This is a genomic window from Kitasatospora sp. NPDC056800 (genome assembly GCF_042789775.1).
GTDB lineage: Bacteria > Actinomycetota > Actinomycetes > Streptomycetales > Streptomycetaceae > Kitasatospora.
In genome coordinates this window covers 13299-27649 of record NZ_JBHUAL010000053.1, presented here as the reverse complement: position 1 = coordinate 27649, position 14351 = coordinate 13299, and the positions used below count along the sequence as shown (strand labels likewise).

The following is a 14351-nucleotide window of genomic DNA, read 5'->3' as shown; positions in this document are numbered from 1 at the left end:
ACCCCCGGGCGCACCCCCAAACCTCGTGTGCGGCGGCGTGCCCCCCACCCCCCCCCTGTCGGGAGACGGGGCGCGGGGTGGCTCTCCTCCCAGCGCAGCGTCGACTCAGAAGCGGGTCAGTCGGCCAGCGGGAGGTAGACCTTGTTGCCCTGGGCCTTGAACTCCTCGGACATGGCCTTCATGCCCTCGACGGCCTCCTCGTCGTACTCCGGCGAGGCCGCGCCGTTGCCGAACTTCTCATTGATGGATTTGCTGATCTTCATCGAGCAGAACTTCGGGCCGCACATCGAGCAGAAGTGCGCGGTCTTGGCGGGCTCGGCGGGGAGGGTCTCGTCGTGGAAGTCGCGGGCGGTCTCCGGGTCGAGGGCCAGGTTGAACTGGTCCTCCCAGCGGAACTCGAAGCGGGCGTCGGAGAGGGCGTCGTCCCAGGCCTGGGCGCCGGGGTGGCCCTTGGCCAGGTCGGCGGCGTGGGCGGCGATCTTGTAGGTGATCACGCCGGTCTTGACGTCGTCCCGGTTGGGCAGGCCCAGGTGCTCCTTGGGGGTCACGTAGCAGAGCATCGCGGTGCCCCACCAGGCGATCATCGCGGCGCCGATGCCCGAGGTGATGTGGTCGTAGCCGGGGGCGACGTCCGTGGTCAGCGGGCCGAGGGTGTAGAACGGCGCCTCGTCGCAGATCTCCTTCTGGAGATCCATGTTCTCCCGGATCTTGTTCATCGGGACGTGGCCCGGGCCCTCGATCATCACCTGGACGTCCCGCTCGCGGGCGATCCGGCCGAGCTCGCCGAGGGTCTTCAGCTCGGCGAACTGCGCCTCGTCGTTGGCGTCCGCGATCGAGCCCGGACGCAGGCCGTCACCGAGCGAGAAGGTGACGTCGTAGGAGGCGAGGATGGAGCAGAGCTCCTCGAAGTTGGTGTAGAGGAAGTTCTCCTGGTGGTGGGCCAGGCACCAGGCCGCCATGATCGAACCGCCGCGCGAGACGATGCCGGTCTTGCGGCGCGCGGTGAGCGGGACGTAGCGCAGCAGCACGCCGGCGTGGACGGTCATGTAGTCGACGCCCTGCTCGCACTGCTCGACGATGGTGTCCCGGTACACCTCCCAACTCAGCTCCTCGGCGCGGCCGTCCACCTTCTCCAGGGCCTGGTACAGCGGCACGGTGCCGATCGGCACGGGGGAGTTGCGCAGGATCCACTCACGGGTGGTGTGGATGTTGCGGCCGGTGGAGAGGTCCATGACGGTGTCGGCGCCCCAGCGGGTGGCCCAGGTCATCTTCTCCACCTCCTCCTCGATCGAGGAGGTGACGGCCGAGTTGCCGATGTTGGCGTTGATCTTCACCAGGAAGTTGGTGCCGATGACGGCCGGCTCCACCTCGGGGTGGTTCACGTTGACCGGGATGACGGCCCGGCCGCGGGCCACCTCGGCCCGCACGAACTCGGGCGCCAGGCCCTCGCGCAGCGCCACGAACTCCATCTCCGGCGTCACCACGCCCCGCTTGGCGTAGGCGAGTTGGGTGACGGCGGCACCACCGCGGCCGCGCAGCGGACGGCGCGGGCGGCCGGGGAAGACGGCGTCCAGGTTGCGCAGGTTCCCGCCGCGCGGCGAGGTGTGCTTGATCCCGTCGTCCTCGGGGCGCGACTCGCGGCCGTCGTACTCCTCGACGTCGCCGCGCTGGCGGATCCAGGGGTCCCGCAGCGCGGGCAGGCCGCGCCGCACGTCGGGCTCGTACGACGGGTCGGTGTACGGGCCGGAGGTGTCGTACAGCGGGACGGTCCCGCCGTTGGTGAGCCGCACCTCGCGGTACGGGACGCGCAGGTCGGGGCGCGTTCCCTCGCGGTAGGCCTTGTGCCAGGCCGGGGTCGGGTAGCCGGTGCGCTCGCTGCTGGGGGCGCTCCGGACAGACTGCGGCTGTGCTTCGAACGTGGTCATCTGACCTCTACTCCCTACGCCGGCATTACCCGGTCAGGTTCCTGCGGTCGACGCAGCCGTCGGTCCGTCCGTCGACGTCCCGGTCAGCGTCCTCTCAGCCCGGTGCTCCGAGCTCCCGCGTCGCAGGCGGTGTTGCCTGCACACGACGCCCAACACCGTAGCGAGCGGATCGCCGCAGGTCCAGAGCGCCTCACGCCAGAGGCCCGGCTCCCCGTCTCGCGGGGGGCCGGGCCTCAGGGCGGCGGTCGGGGCGGCCGGTCAGCTCTTGGCCGCCTTCTTCACCAGGACCACCACGGCGGCCGCGATGCCGACCACCACCAGCAGCTTGATCACGATCGAGAGCAGTGCGCCGACGACGCCGAACACGAAGGCGACGATGTTCCAGGCCAGCACCAGGACCAGCACCGGGATGACGATGTTGCGCACCCAGGAGGGCAGCGACTTCCAGAGCTCAGCCATGTCGGTTCCTCTTCTCCCCTCGGGTCGGCCGCCGTCCGGTGCCGCATCCCGCTTGCTTTCGGTACTTCGATCGTACGGTGGCGCGAGTGCCGGAACGAGGCCCAACGGCCCGGAGAGAACCCCGAGATCCCCCCGATCCCGACCCCCCGGGTGACCCCCGAGAACTCCTCCGGCGGGGGCACGGCCCCGGGCCTTTACGACCTGTCCGAGCGACGCCGGAAGCAAGCCCGTCCGGACGACGGGCGGCAGGCGGCGGGCGCCGCCCGGACGGCTCAGACCGGCCAGCGCTCGCCGCGCCAGGCGGCGTCCCAGAACATCCACTCGTAGCGCGAGGTGGTCACGAAGTGCCCGACCACCTTCCGGCGTTCGGCCGCGGACAGCTCCTCGCCCAGCCGGTCGGTGAGCGCCAGCACCCGGCGGACCACCGATTGGAAGGCCTCGTCGCCGTAGGTGGAGATCCACTTGGCGTACAGCGGGTCGGGCGAGCCCTGGGCGAGCAGCGCCTCGCCGACCCGGGCGTAGATCCAGTAGCAGGGCAGCACCGCGCCGAGCGCCTCGGCGAAGGAGCCGCCGTAGACGGTGGCCAGCAGGTAGCTGGTGTAGGCCCGGGTGGTGGGCAGCACCGGCTCGGCGGCGGCCTCCTCGGCGCTGCCGCCGAAGGCGGTCAGGAACTCGGCGTGCATGCCCTGCTCGGCGGCCAGCGCGCCGACCGCGTCGTCGGCGAAGGCCCGGACGTCCTCCTCGCCGGGCGCCTTGGCGGCGCAGACGGCGAGCGCGCGGGCGTAGTCGCGCAGGTAGTGCGAGTCCTGGACGACGAAGTGGCGGAAGGCCTCGCGCGGCAGGGTGCCGTCGGTGAGCCCGGCCAGGAAGGGGTGGGCGAGGATCTCGGCGTACACCGGCTCGATGGCCGCCCAGAGTTCTTCGGTCAGCGTCTTGGTGCTCATGACGCGACCCTAACCGCCGGGGCGGCCGGTCCTCCGGCCAGTGTGCCGCTGTCCGCCCCCGTCCCCGGGCCCGTCCGTCCACCTCCCGGACCAGGCGCATTCAGCACGACCCCGCCGTGTGGTGGTTCCGCCGGGAGGGTGGTTCCTGTCAGGCTTGGGCGGCATGAAGGGTTTCCTCATCAAGACACTGATCAACGCGGCGGCCATCTGGGTCGCCGCCTGGATCGTCAGCGGCATCCAACTCGCCCAGGGCAAGGCCGACTGGCAGCACAAGGCGCTGACGGTGCTCGGCGTCGCCGTCGTGTTCGGCGTGGTGAACTGGCTGATCAAGCCGGTGGTCAAGCTGTTCTCGTTCCCGCTGTTCATCCTCACGCTGGGACTGATCACCTTCGTGATCAACGCCCTGATGCTCCTGCTCACCTCCTGGGCTTCCGGGAAGCTGAGCCTGGACTTCCACGTGACCAACTTCGGCTCGGCGCTGGTCGGTTCACTGATCATCAGCCTGGTCGCATGGGGCCTGCACCTGGCCCTGGACGACGACTGACCGGTGCCGTGCGGACGGCCGAAAGGGGCCCGCACCCGGGTGTTGCCACCGGGTACGGGCCCCTTCGCCGTTCCTGTGCGACCGCGGCCGGGGCGATCACCCCGCGTTCTCACGCCCCTTGAGCAGGTCCGCGAGCTGGGCGTCGATGTCCCGCCCGGAGAACTCCTGCCCCATCGGCACCAGCCGGTCGGTCCGCGCCAGGAAGGCGATCAGCGGCGCGGACGAGGCGCACAGCAGGGCGTCCCCGTCGGGGGAGTGCAGCACGATGCGGACCTCCGAGAGCTCGTCGCCGACCGGGCGGATGTGCACGTCGCCCTCGCCCGCCGGTCCGCTGATCCCGTCGAGCAGCAGCTCCCGCGCGAAGTACCAGGTGACCGGGGCGTCGCCGGGCAGGTGGAAGGTGAGCCGGACGGCGTACGGGTCGTCGGCCTCGTACGCCAGGTCCACCGGGAGGCGGAAGGAGAGCTCGTGCGAGACCACGAGGTTCATCACCAGGTGACCCTGGACTGTGCTGTGCTGCATGGCGCCAGTACCTCTCGTTCTGCCCGCGCCGTCGGTTCGCTTGGTCCGATGGCGGCGGACATGTTTTCGACGGTTTTTGTGACGGTTTATGCAACCAATCCACGTTCGATCATCATCGTCCATGTTTGGGGATGTAGTGGACAAGGCGTGCTTTTTCAAATGGTGAACGAGCCGGAGCAGGTCCAGACCAAGTGGTGTCAGAAGATGAACGACGGACTCATCGCCCCGACCCCGCGCCGCAGTTGGCACGCGACGGAGACCAGCCGGTCGGCCCGCTCGACCGGGAGCGACAGGGCCATCGTGGCGACCACCGGGCCGATGGTGATCGGGACGGCCGCGCAGACCGTGCCGAGCGCGTACTCCTGACGCTCCAGCACCGGCATGGTCGGCCGCAGCGAGGCGAGCCGGCGCAGCACCGCGGTCTCGCCGGTGAGGGTCGACGGGGTGAGCCCGGCCGGCGGGTGGCGGGCGAGGTGGTCGCGGCGCTCCTCCTCGGGCAGCTGGCCGAGCAGGCATTGGCCGATGGCGTGCGCGTGGGCGGTGGCCCGGAAGTCCGCCCAGGGCTCGACGGCCGGGCGGTTCGGGTCCTCGGCCACGTCCACCACGTGGACCTCGCCGTCCCGGTACAGCGCGAAGTAGACCGCGGCGCCGAGCTCGTCCCGTAAGGACCGCATCCGCGTCCGCAGGTCGGGGCCGCCGCACCGGCCGCGGGAGCGGGCTATGCCGTCGAGCGCCTCCCCGTGGAAGAAGCGCCCCTCGGAGCGCCGCAGGTAGCCCTCGTGGGCCAGGGTCCGCAGCAGGTGGTAGGCCGTGCCGAGGGGCAGTTCGGCGGCCCGGGCCAGCTGCTTGGCGGTCGCGCCGCGCCGGAAGCCCCCGACGGCCTCCAGCAGCCGCAGCGCCCGCTGGACGGAGCCGATCAGGGTGGGCCCGCGGTCCGCCTCGGGCGGCCGCGGCGCGGCGGGCCCGGCCTCCCGCGCGGGCCCGAGCGGTCGTGCCGCCTCGAACGGTTGCTCTCCGAACGGGTGCTCCCCGAACGGTCGTGCTGTCTCGAACGGTTGCGTCTTCTCGAACGGCTGTGCGATCCGATCCATGACACCCAACCCCCAGCCCGAGTCCCTCGTACAGGTCCGTGCCCAGAACGGGCATGCGGAACGAAACCTCCGATTTGCCCGATAGCTGCTCATTGCAGCACAGCGGGACCCCGAACGGATGCACCCGACCGGGTCGGCGTTTCGACCCGTTCCCGGCGTGTTTCGACCCGTTCCCCGGGTTTCGTTCCTCCCCCGGCGCGGGAGACTTCCGCACAACGCGCCAGTCCCGGAGGTGGCCATGGGCCCCGAGAACCGCACCGCGCCACCGCGCCCGGTCGTGAAGCGCACCGCGCGGGCGATCCTGCTGGAGCTGGACCCGGACGATCCGTACGGCCCGGCCTCGATCGTGCTGATCCGGCGGGTCCGGCCGGACTCGCCGCACCCGTACTGGATCACGCCCGGCGGCGGGGTCGAGCGGGAGGACCGGACGGTGGTCGAGGCGCTGCACCGCGAGGTGGACGAGGAGCTCGGCGGCAAGGTCGTGGACGTGGTGCCCGCCTTCGTCGACACCATCAGCCACACCCACCATGACGACGGCACCCCGCTGCACCCGCACGGGGTCAAGGTGCAGCACTTCTTCGTCTGCCGGCTCGCCTCGATGGACCTCGACCGACGGCACGGGCCCGAGGTGACCGACCCCAACGGTGAGTACGAGGTGGTCCGGCTGCCGTTCACCCGCGAGGGCGTCACCTCGGTCAACGTGGTCCCGCCCCGGCTGCGGGCGTACCTGGCGGCCAACATCGAGGGCATCCGCGCGCTCCTCGCCCCCGACCTCGGGTGATCACACGGCGGCCGGGTCGCCGACCGGGTCGTGCCGGATCAGCTCGGCCGGGACCCCGGCCCGCAGCAGCACCCCGACGCCCCGGCGCACCATCGCCGGCGGCCCGCTGAGCACCGCCTCGCGACCGGTCCACGGGCCGAACCGGCCTACCGCATCGGGCAGTTCGCCGGTCAGCAGCCCGCCGGTCAGCAGCCCGCCGCCCAGCAAGCCCCCGGCGTGGCCGCCCCCGGAGAGCACCGGACGGACCGTCAACCAGGGGTGGCGAGCGGCCAGTTCGCGCAGCCCGTCCAGCGCGTACAGCTCCTCGGCCCGGCGGGCCCCGTAGAACACCTCGACCCGGCGGCCGGACGCACCGTGCTCGGCGGCCTCCTCGACCAGGGCGCGGACCGGCGCGATCCCGGTGCCGCCGCCGAGGCAGAGCAGGTCCCGGCCGGCCGCGTGGTCCACGGTCATCGCGCCGGCCGCCGGGCCGAGCCGCAGCACGTCCCCGGGCGCGGCCCGGTGGACCAGCGCGTTGCTCACCCAGCCCGCCTGGACGGCCTTGACGTGGAAGGTCAGCAGCCCGTCCGGGCGGGGCGCGCCGGCGAAGGAGTAGTGCCGCCAGACCCGCGGCCACCAGGGCGTCTCCAGCGCGGTGTACTGCCCGGCCCGGAACGGGTAGGCCTGGTCCGGCCGGACGGTGACCACCGCGACGTCCCGGGTGCGGCGCTCGTGCCGGACGATCTCGCCCTGCCACCAGGCCGGCGAGGTGCGGGCGTCCTCCTCGGCGGCCTCGATCATGGCCGAGGAGATCATCCGGTAGGCGCGGCGCCAGGCCGACTCGGCCTCGGCGTCCCAGCGGTCGCCCGCGTACCGGGCCAGCGTTCCCACCAGGCACTCCTCCACCACGGCGTAGTGCCCGGCCAGTGCCCCGTACCGGCGGTGGGACCGGCCGAGCCCGGCCAGCGTGGCGCGCAGGGCCGCCGGCCGGTCGAGCTCGCGGACCACGGCCAGCAGGGTGCGGAACAGCCGCTCGCGGTGGACGTCCATGGCGGCGGGGAAGGACGAGCGGAGCTCGGGGTGGCGCAGGAAGAGCAGCGCGAAGAAGTGCGCGGTGGCCCGGTCGGCGACCGGCTCGACGGCGGCGAGGCCGGCCCGGACCAGCCCGACCTCCCGGGCGGTGAGCGGCCGGCGGGCGGTGGCCGGGTCCTGCCCGGCGGCGGGGAGCGCGGCGGCGGGCTGCCCGGCGGGGGTCCGCACGCCCCAGGCGTCGCTCCACCGGTCGCCCGGGCCGACCCGGTTGAGGCCGGGAGCGTCGGCGAACAGCGGGCGGAAGTCGGCGGCGGGGGCGGGAGCCGGGGCGTGGACGTGGGCCGGAGCCGGGACGAACGGCGGTTGCAGCGGCCGGACGGGCTCCAGCAGCGACACCGGCGGCAGCACCTCCGTCGGTGCCTCCGCCGCCACCAGCGGCGGCAGGTCCGGCGGGGCCACGGGCATCGGCGGGGCCAGGGGCGCAGGCGGGTCCAGGCGCACCGGCGGGGCCAGGGGCACCGGCGGCCGGGCGACCGCCTCCCGCGACGGGCCCCCGTCGGGCGCGGACTGCCGCAGGCCCGGGACGGACGAGACCCCCGCCGAGCCGTGCCCGGTACGGACCAGGACTGTTCCGCGGGACTTCACCGCTACGTTTCGAGTACCCAAGAGAATCGTTTCGCCCTCCGGCCGGCCTGCGCCACCACCTGGCTTGTCGCTACTGGCGCCAAGGCAGCCTGGCACGGCCCGACCGACCGACCGACGAATCACGCGAAGCCCGGACATCCGGGCCCGGAACGCGCTACTCTCCCCGCCCCGGTCGCCCCGGGTGTCCGTCCGCACACCCAGGGCAACCGGATAGCGGGGCTCGACGGCGGTCCTCAGAGCTGCCGCAGCAGCATCCCCGGCTGCTCCACACAGTCCGCGACGAACCGCAGGAAGCCGCCCGCCGTCCCGCCGTCGCAGACCCGGTGGTCGAAGGTGAACGACAGCTGGGTCACCTCGCGGACCGCCAACTCCCCCTGGTGGACCCAGGGTTTGGCGACGATCCGACCGACCCCGAGCATCGCCGCCTCCGGGTGGTTGAGGATCGGGGTCGATCCGTCCACGCCGAACACCCCGTAGTTGTTCAACGTGAAGGTGCCGCCGGTCAGTTCGGCCGGGGTGAGCGCGCCGCTGCGCGCCGCCTCGGTCAACCGGCCCAGCTCCTCGCCGAGTTGCCCGGTGCTGCGGTTCTGCGCGTCCCGCACCACCGGGACGACCAGCCCGCGCTCGCCCTGCGCGGCGAAGCCCAGGTGCACCGCCGAGTGCCGGACGATGCCCGAACCGTCCCCGGTCACCGAGGAGTTCAGCTCCGGGAAGCGCGCCAGGGCGACGGTGCAGATCCGCGCCAGCAGCGCCAGAACGCTCACCTTCGGCCCCGGCGTGGCGTTCAACTGCCGCCGCAGTGCCATGAGTTCGGTGGCGTCGGCGTCCACCCAGCAGGTCGCCGCCGGGATCTCCCGGTGGCTGCGGCTCAGCTTCTCGGCCACCGCCTTGCGCAGCCCGCGCAGCGGGACCACGCCGTCCTGCCCGGCGGGCCCGGCCGGCGCCGGAGCGGCCACCGTGGCCGCGACCGCCCGTTCGACGTCCGCGCGCATGATCAGTCCGTCCGGCCCGCTCCCGGTGAGCGCGGCCAGGTCGACCCCCTGCTCCCGGGCCAGCCGCCGCACCAGCGGCGAGATCACCGGCACCACCGCCGGCCCGGCCGGGACGACCGGAGCCCGCACGGCCACGGCACCGGCGGCGACCACGGCCGAGGCCGAGGCCGGTGCCCCGACCCGGCGCCGCCGCCCGCCCCGGCCCGGCTCGGCGACCCCAAACCCGACCAACGGCCGCTCCACCTCGGCAGAGGCGGCGGCAGCGGCAGAGCCCGGCCCCGCCGCATCCTCCGGCCCGCTCCCCGCCGCCGGCGCCACCGCGACCGTCACCAGCGGCGCGCCCACGGCGATCTCCTCGCCCACCTCGCCGTACCGCGCGGTGACCACCCCGCCGTACGGGCAGGGCACCTCCACCACGGCCTTGGCGGTCTCCACCTCCACCACCGGCTGGTCGACCGCGATCACCTCGCCGACCTCGACCATCCAGCGCACCACCTCGGCCCCGGTGAGCCCCTCACCGAGGTCGGGCAGCCGGAACTCCCGTACGACGGGCATCATCCTCGGTCCTCCCACTGCAGCCGGGCGACCGCGTCCAGGATCCGGTCCACCCCGGGCAGGTGGTGGTGCTCCAGCATCGGCGGCGGGTACGGGACGTCGAAGCCGGTGACCCGCAGCACGGGCGCGGCCAGGTGGTGGAAGCAGCGCTCGGTGACCCGGGCGGCGATCTCCGCGCCGGTGCCGCCGAAGCCGCTCGCCTCGTGCACCACCACGGCCCGGCCGAGCGAGCGCACCACCCGGCAGACCGTCTCGTCGTCGAACGGCACCAGGGTGCGCAGGTCCAGCACCGCGAGGTCCCGGCCCTCGGCCTGCGCCGCCTCCGCCGCCGCCAGGCAGACCGGCAGCGAGGGGCCGTAGGTGATCAGCACGGCGGAGGTGCCGGTGCGCCGCAGCACCGCCCGGCCGATCGGCTCGACGGGCGTGTCCGGGTCGAACTCGGCCTTGCCCCAGTAGAGCCGCTTGGGCTCCAGGAACACCACCGGGTCGTCGGAGGCGATCGAGGCGCGCAGCAGCCCGTACGCGTCGGCCACCGTCCCCGGGGTGACCACGTGCAGGCCGGGGGTGCTGGTGTAGTAGGCCTCGGAGGCGTCGCTGTGGTGCTCGACGCCGCCGATGCCCCCGCCGTACGGGATGCGGACGGTGATCGGCAGCGGGAGCCGGCCCGCCGTGCGGTTGCGCATCTTGGCGACGTGCGAGAACAGCTGCTCCAGCGCCGGGTAGGCGAAGGCGTCGAACTGCATCTCGACGACCGGGCGCAGCCCGTACATCGCCATGCCGATCGCGGTGCCGAGGATGCCGGCCTCGGCCAGCGGGGTGTCCAGGCAGCGCTCCGGTCCGAACTCGGCGGTGAGCCCGTCGGTGATCCGGAAGACCCCGCCGAGCGCGCCGACGTCCTCGCCGAGCACGTGCACCGCCGGGTCCTCGCGCATGGCGTCCCGCAGCGCGGAGTTGAGCGCCTGCGCCATCGAGGCGGTGCGGACATCAGAGGGGCGCCGCGCAGAGGCTCCGCCAAGGGTGGGGGTGGGCGACGGGTGGGCCGTGCTCATCGGTCCGCCACCTCCGCCTCGGCGGCCAGCTCGGCGGCCAACTGCGCGGCCTGCTCGCGCAGTTGCGGGGTCGGCTCGGCGTAGACGTGGGCGAACAGCGACATCGGGTCCAGCTCCGGGTCGGTGTGGAACTCCGCCCGCATCCGGGCCGCCAGCGCCTCCGCCTCGTCGGCCGCCTCCCGCACCAGGCGGTCGTCCAGCGCGCCGAGTCCGCGCAGCGCCCGCTCCATCAGCAGGATCGGGTCGTGCTCGCGCCAGGCGGCCACCTCGGGCTCGGTGCGGTAGCGGGTGGCGTCGTCGGCGTTGGTGTGGGCGTCGATCCGGTAGGTCAACGCCTCGACCAGGGTCGGGCCGCCGCCGGCCCGGGCCCGCTCGACCGCCTCGGTCAGCACCGAGTGCACGGCGGGCGCGTCGTTGCCGTCCACCAGCCGGCCCGGCATCCCGTAGCCGACGGCCTTGTGCGCCAGGCTCGGCGCGGCGGACTGGGCGCTGAGCGGCACGGAGATCGCGTAGCCGTTGTTCTGCACCAGGAAGACCACCGGGGCGTCCAGCACGGCCGCGAAGTTCAGCGCCTCGTGGAAGTCGCCCTCGCTGGTGCCGCCGTCGCCGAGCATCGCCAGCGCGACCACCGGCTCGCCGCGCAGCCGGGCGGCGTGCGCCAGCCCGACGGCGTGCGGGGCCTGGGTGGCGAGCGGGGTGCAGAGCGGGGCGGTGCGGCTGGCCCGCGGGTCGTAGCCGGTGTGGGCGCTGCCGCGCAGCAGGGTCAGCGCCTCCAGCGGGTCGACGCCCCGGGAGACCACGGCGAGGGTGTCGCGGTAGCTGGGGAAGAGCCAGTCGTGCTCGCCGAGCACCAGCGCGGCGGCGACCTGGCAGGCCTCCTGGCCGGTGGACGCCGGGTAGACGGCGAGCCGGCCCTGCTTGGTCAGGGTGGTGGCCTGCTGGTTGTACCGGCGGCCGACGACCAGGCGGCGGTACAGCTCGCGCAGCAGGGCGGGGTCGTACTTCTCCAGCGCGGGGGTGCCGATCGCCCGGACGGGGGAGGGGTCCGGGAGGAGGGGTGCCGGATCGGTGCGCGGGGCGGTGGCCCCGGGCAGCCAACCGGGTACACCCGCGTGGTGTCTGTGGTCGAGAACGGTCATCTCGGGGCACCTCCAGGGGTTGCGGGGGCTCCCTACCGATTGTTCGGTCGTCTGTTCATCTTGACCAGAAGCGTGACAAGGTGGTGGACATTCGGCCTGTACGGCGGTCGACTGGTGGCAGTGCGTCCAATCGGTGGGGGTGGGGGGTCATGTCGGCTGAACAGATGTCCAGACTCGACCGGGTCGACCGGTCGATCCTGCGGCTGCTGCAGCAGGACGGTCGCGCCTCCATCCGCTCGGTGGCCGAGCGGGTGCACGTGTCCCGGGCCAACGCGTACGCCCGGATCTCCAGGATGGTCGAGGACGGCATCATCCGCGGCTTCACCGCCAGGGTGGACCACGAACGGGCCGGTCAGGCCGCGTCGGCGTACGTCACCCTGAAAATCGTCCAGAACTCCTGGCGGACGGTGCGCGAGCAGCTGCTGGAGCTGCCCGGGGTGGCACACATCGCGCTGGTCGGCGGGGACTTCGACGTCCTGCTGCTGGTGCACACCGCCGACAACAAGGCCCTGCGGGAGCTGGTGCTGGGCAGCATCCAGTCCATCCCGCAGGTGCTCGGCACCCGCACCATGCTGGTCTTCGAGGAGACCGATCAGGTGCCGCCGCTCTGAGGAGGGCTCCGCCTCAGGGGCGGAGCCCGGGCCCAGGGGAAGGACCGGTCAGCGCGCCCGCAGCCCGTCGAAGGCCAGGTGGACCACCGCGTCCGCGACCCCGTCGGCGGCCTTGAGCCCCGGCCGGTACCACTCCACGATCGAGTTGATCATCCCGAACAGCAGCCGGGTGGCCAGCCGCGGCTCCACGTCCGCGCGCAGCGCGCCGTCCGCGACCGCCGCCCGCAGCAGCTCGGCGACCTGGTGGTCGAAGTCCCGCCGGCGCTCCAGCGCCCACTGCTCGGTGGCCGTGTTGCCGCGCACCCGCAGCAGCAGCGTCACGTACGGCAGCTCGTCCAGCAGCACCTCGGCGGTGCGGCGCACCACGTGCTCCAGCCGCTCCACCGCCGGGCCCGCGACCGCCTCGGGCTCGGCCAGGATCGCGAACAGCCCGTCCAGCGCCCGGCCGACCGCCAGCCGCAGCAGCTCCTCCTTGCCGCGCACGTGGTGGTAGATGGAGGACTTGGAGATCCCGGCCGCCCGGGACAGGTCCTCCATCGAGGTGCCGTCGTAGCCGCGCTCGTTGAACACGTCGACGGTCACCGCGAGCAGTGACTCCACGGTGTAGGCGGTGCGCGTGGTGTGATCGGCCATCCTCCGAGTATCCCCGGCCGTCACCCCCGTCACGCGAGCGGGTCCGACTGGTCCACACCAACCAAGGGACGCCGACGGGGTCAGGCCCTAGACTCTGCGGACGATCCGTCCACGTCCAAGGCTGGGGACATGAACGCAATACCGGCAGTCGCCTCCGACGTGCCAGAGAAGCGCAGCGAGGAGCCGGAGGGACCCGCGCGCACCTGGCAGGAGCGCGGCCGGGCCCTGGTGGTCCGCTTCGGACCGGCGGTGTGGTGCTACGCGGTGCTGAAGCTGATCGGCTTCACCGTCTTCATGAAGCTGCTCTCCTTCTCCGGGGAGTACGCCAAGAAGCCGGCCCGGTTCGGCGGCGGCGCCAACCCCTGGGACGTGGTGGCCACCTGGGACGGCTGGTGGTACCAGCAGGTGGCTCGGTTCGGCTACCACCCGGCGCTCGTCCCGATACCGAACGGCCCGGTCGGCTTCAGCGTCGAGCAGAACTCGGCCGCGTTCTTCCCGCTCTACCCCGGCCTGATGCGGATGACCTCGGACGTCACCGGCCTCGGCCTGTACGGCGCCGGGATGCTGGTCTCGGTGGTGGCCTCGCTGTTCGCCGCGGCCGGCATCTACGCCGTGGTGGAGAAGCTGACCGGCGACGCCCGCTCCGGTGTGATCGCGGCCGGCATCTGGGCGATCGCCCCGGGTTCCGGCGCCGAGTGGGCGGTCTACTCGGACTCCCTCTTCGTCGCGCTGGCCGCCTGGGCCTGCTACTGCGTGATGGCCAAGCAGTGGGTCGCGGCCGGGGTGATCACCCTGGTCGCCGGGCTCAACCGGCCGACCTCCGCGGCGCTGATCGGCGCGGTCGGCCTGGCCGCGCTGGTCGAGCTGTACCGCCGCGAGAGCGGCGTCCTGCGCCCGCTGGCCGCGATGCTGCTGGCCCCGCTCGGCCTGCTCGGCTACGTGGGCTGGGTGGGCTGGCGGACCGGCGAGTGGGGCGGCTACTTCCGGCTGCAGCACGACGCCTGGCTGCACTACTTCGACTGGGGCCAGGGCACCTGGCACGCGATCCGCGGGGTGCTGCTGGGCCGCAGCGACTACCCCTTCGCCTTCCCGATACCGGACCTGTTCGCCACCCTGATCGTGCTCAGCCTGCCGATGCTGATCGTGCTGCTGGTCCGGCTGCGCCCGCCGCTGGTGCTGACCGCCTACACGCTGGCCACGATCGTCTCGGTGCTCGGCAGCCTGGGCATCTTCGGCAACGTCTCCCGCTACCTGCTGCCCGCGTTCCCGCTGTTCATCGCACTGGCGGTGGGGATGCGCAAGCTGAGCCTGCCGGTGCTGGCCACCGTCCTGGGCACCGGCGCGGTCGCCTCCGGCTGGTACGCCGGGTACGTCATCTTCGAGCTGGGCGTGCCGTAGACCCGGACCACCCGAGCCCCCGGGGGCGCGTCCGCCACGGACGCGCCCCCGC

General features: G+C 73.2%; 14 protein-coding genes and 1 riboswitch. Of the genes, 4 read left to right on the top strand and 10 right to left on the bottom strand.

Annotated elements, in window-relative coordinates; genetic code table 11:
- Positions 1-116 precede the first annotated feature (116 nt).
- The 3 genes from thiC to tenA form a co-directional block, all read right to left on the bottom strand.
- Positions 117-1925 carry a phosphomethylpyrimidine synthase ThiC gene (gene thiC / locus ACFRQN_RS14790; RefSeq protein ID WP_380740703.1) on the bottom strand — a complete coding sequence of 603 codons (1809 nt, stop codon included), beginning with the start codon at positions 1923-1925 and terminating at the stop codon, positions 117-119.
- Positions 1920-2054: riboswitch (TPP riboswitch) on the bottom strand. Its footprint overlaps the gene before it by 6 nt.
- 129 nt (positions 2055-2183) lie before the next feature.
- Complete coding sequence (locus tag ACFRQN_RS14785) at positions 2184-2384, bottom strand: DUF5326 family protein (RefSeq protein ID WP_049653234.1); 201 nt, start codon at positions 2382-2384, stop codon at positions 2184-2186.
- Positions 2385-2656: 272 nt separating this feature from the next.
- Positions 2657-3328: a thiaminase II gene (gene tenA / locus ACFRQN_RS14780; RefSeq protein ID WP_049653239.1), complete on the bottom strand. Its 672-nt coding sequence runs from the start codon at positions 3326-3328 to the stop codon at positions 2657-2659.
- Between the two features lie 163 nt (positions 3329-3491).
- On the opposite strand from tenA, the gene ACFRQN_RS14775 reads away from it, so the two are divergent.
- Positions 3492-3872: a phage holin family protein gene (locus ACFRQN_RS14775; RefSeq protein WP_049653241.1), complete on the top strand. Its 381-nt coding sequence runs from the start codon at positions 3492-3494 to the stop codon at positions 3870-3872.
- Positions 3873-3968: 96 nt separating this feature from the next.
- Here the strand turns inward: ACFRQN_RS14775 and ACFRQN_RS14770 are convergent, their stop codons facing one another.
- On the bottom strand, positions 3969-4394 hold the full coding sequence (locus ACFRQN_RS14770; protein WP_049653243.1) for an SsgA family sporulation/cell division regulator: 426 nt from the start codon (positions 4392-4394) through the stop codon (positions 3969-3971).
- 197 nt (positions 4395-4591) lie between these two features.
- Positions 4592-5485: an IclR family transcriptional regulator gene (locus tag ACFRQN_RS14765; RefSeq protein WP_380740701.1), complete on the bottom strand. Its 894-nt coding sequence runs from the start codon at positions 5483-5485 to the stop codon at positions 4592-4594.
- A gap of 238 nt (positions 5486-5723) precedes the next feature.
- On the opposite strand from ACFRQN_RS14765, the gene ACFRQN_RS14760 reads away from it, so the two are divergent.
- Positions 5724-6266 carry an NUDIX domain-containing protein gene (locus tag ACFRQN_RS14760; RefSeq protein ID WP_049653246.1) on the top strand — a complete coding sequence of 181 codons (543 nt, stop codon included), beginning with the start codon at positions 5724-5726 and terminating at the stop codon, positions 6264-6266.
- On the opposite strand, the gene ACFRQN_RS14755 is transcribed toward ACFRQN_RS14760, so the two are convergent.
- From ACFRQN_RS14755 to pdhA, 4 genes are all read right to left on the bottom strand, one after another.
- Positions 6267-7922, bottom strand: a complete 1656-nt coding sequence (locus tag ACFRQN_RS14755) for a globin domain-containing protein (RefSeq protein ID WP_380740698.1) — start codon at positions 7920-7922, stop codon at positions 6267-6269. It lies immediately after the preceding gene.
- A gap of 233 nt (positions 7923-8155) precedes the next feature.
- Entirely contained in the window at positions 8156-9469 is a 1314-nt protein-coding gene (locus ACFRQN_RS14750; protein WP_380740729.1) for a dihydrolipoamide acetyltransferase family protein, read from the bottom strand.
- Positions 9469-10437 carry an alpha-ketoacid dehydrogenase subunit beta gene (locus ACFRQN_RS14745; RefSeq protein ID WP_380740727.1) on the bottom strand — a complete coding sequence of 323 codons (969 nt, stop codon included), beginning with the start codon at positions 10435-10437 and terminating at the stop codon, positions 9469-9471. Before ACFRQN_RS14745 ends, ACFRQN_RS14750 begins: the two co-directional genes overlap by 1 nt.
- Positions 10438-10514: 77 nt before the next feature.
- Positions 10515-11657 carry a pyruvate dehydrogenase (acetyl-transferring) E1 component subunit alpha gene (gene pdhA / locus ACFRQN_RS14740; protein ID WP_380740696.1) on the bottom strand — a complete coding sequence of 381 codons (1143 nt, stop codon included), beginning with the start codon at positions 11655-11657 and terminating at the stop codon, positions 10515-10517.
- 149 nt (positions 11658-11806) lie between these two features.
- On the opposite strand from pdhA, the gene ACFRQN_RS14735 reads away from it, so the two are divergent.
- Positions 11807-12268 (top strand): Lrp/AsnC family transcriptional regulator, encoded by a 462-nt coding sequence (locus ACFRQN_RS14735; RefSeq protein ID WP_049652805.1) that lies wholly within the window; start codon positions 11807-11809, stop codon positions 12266-12268.
- A gap of 48 nt (positions 12269-12316) precedes the next feature.
- Here ACFRQN_RS14735 and ACFRQN_RS14730 read toward each other — a convergent pair whose 3' ends face one another.
- The gene (locus tag ACFRQN_RS14730; protein WP_049652808.1) at positions 12317-12901 is read right to left on the bottom strand and encodes a TetR/AcrR family transcriptional regulator; all 585 of its coding nucleotides are present in this window, start codon (positions 12899-12901) and stop codon (positions 12317-12319) included.
- A 129-nt stretch (positions 12902-13030) separates the two neighbouring features.
- On the opposite strand from ACFRQN_RS14730, the gene ACFRQN_RS14725 reads away from it, so the two are divergent.
- Positions 13031-14299: a hypothetical protein gene (locus ACFRQN_RS14725; protein ID WP_380740694.1), complete on the top strand. Its 1269-nt coding sequence runs from the start codon at positions 13031-13033 to the stop codon at positions 14297-14299.
- The last annotated feature ends 52 nt before the right edge of the window (positions 14300-14351 follow it).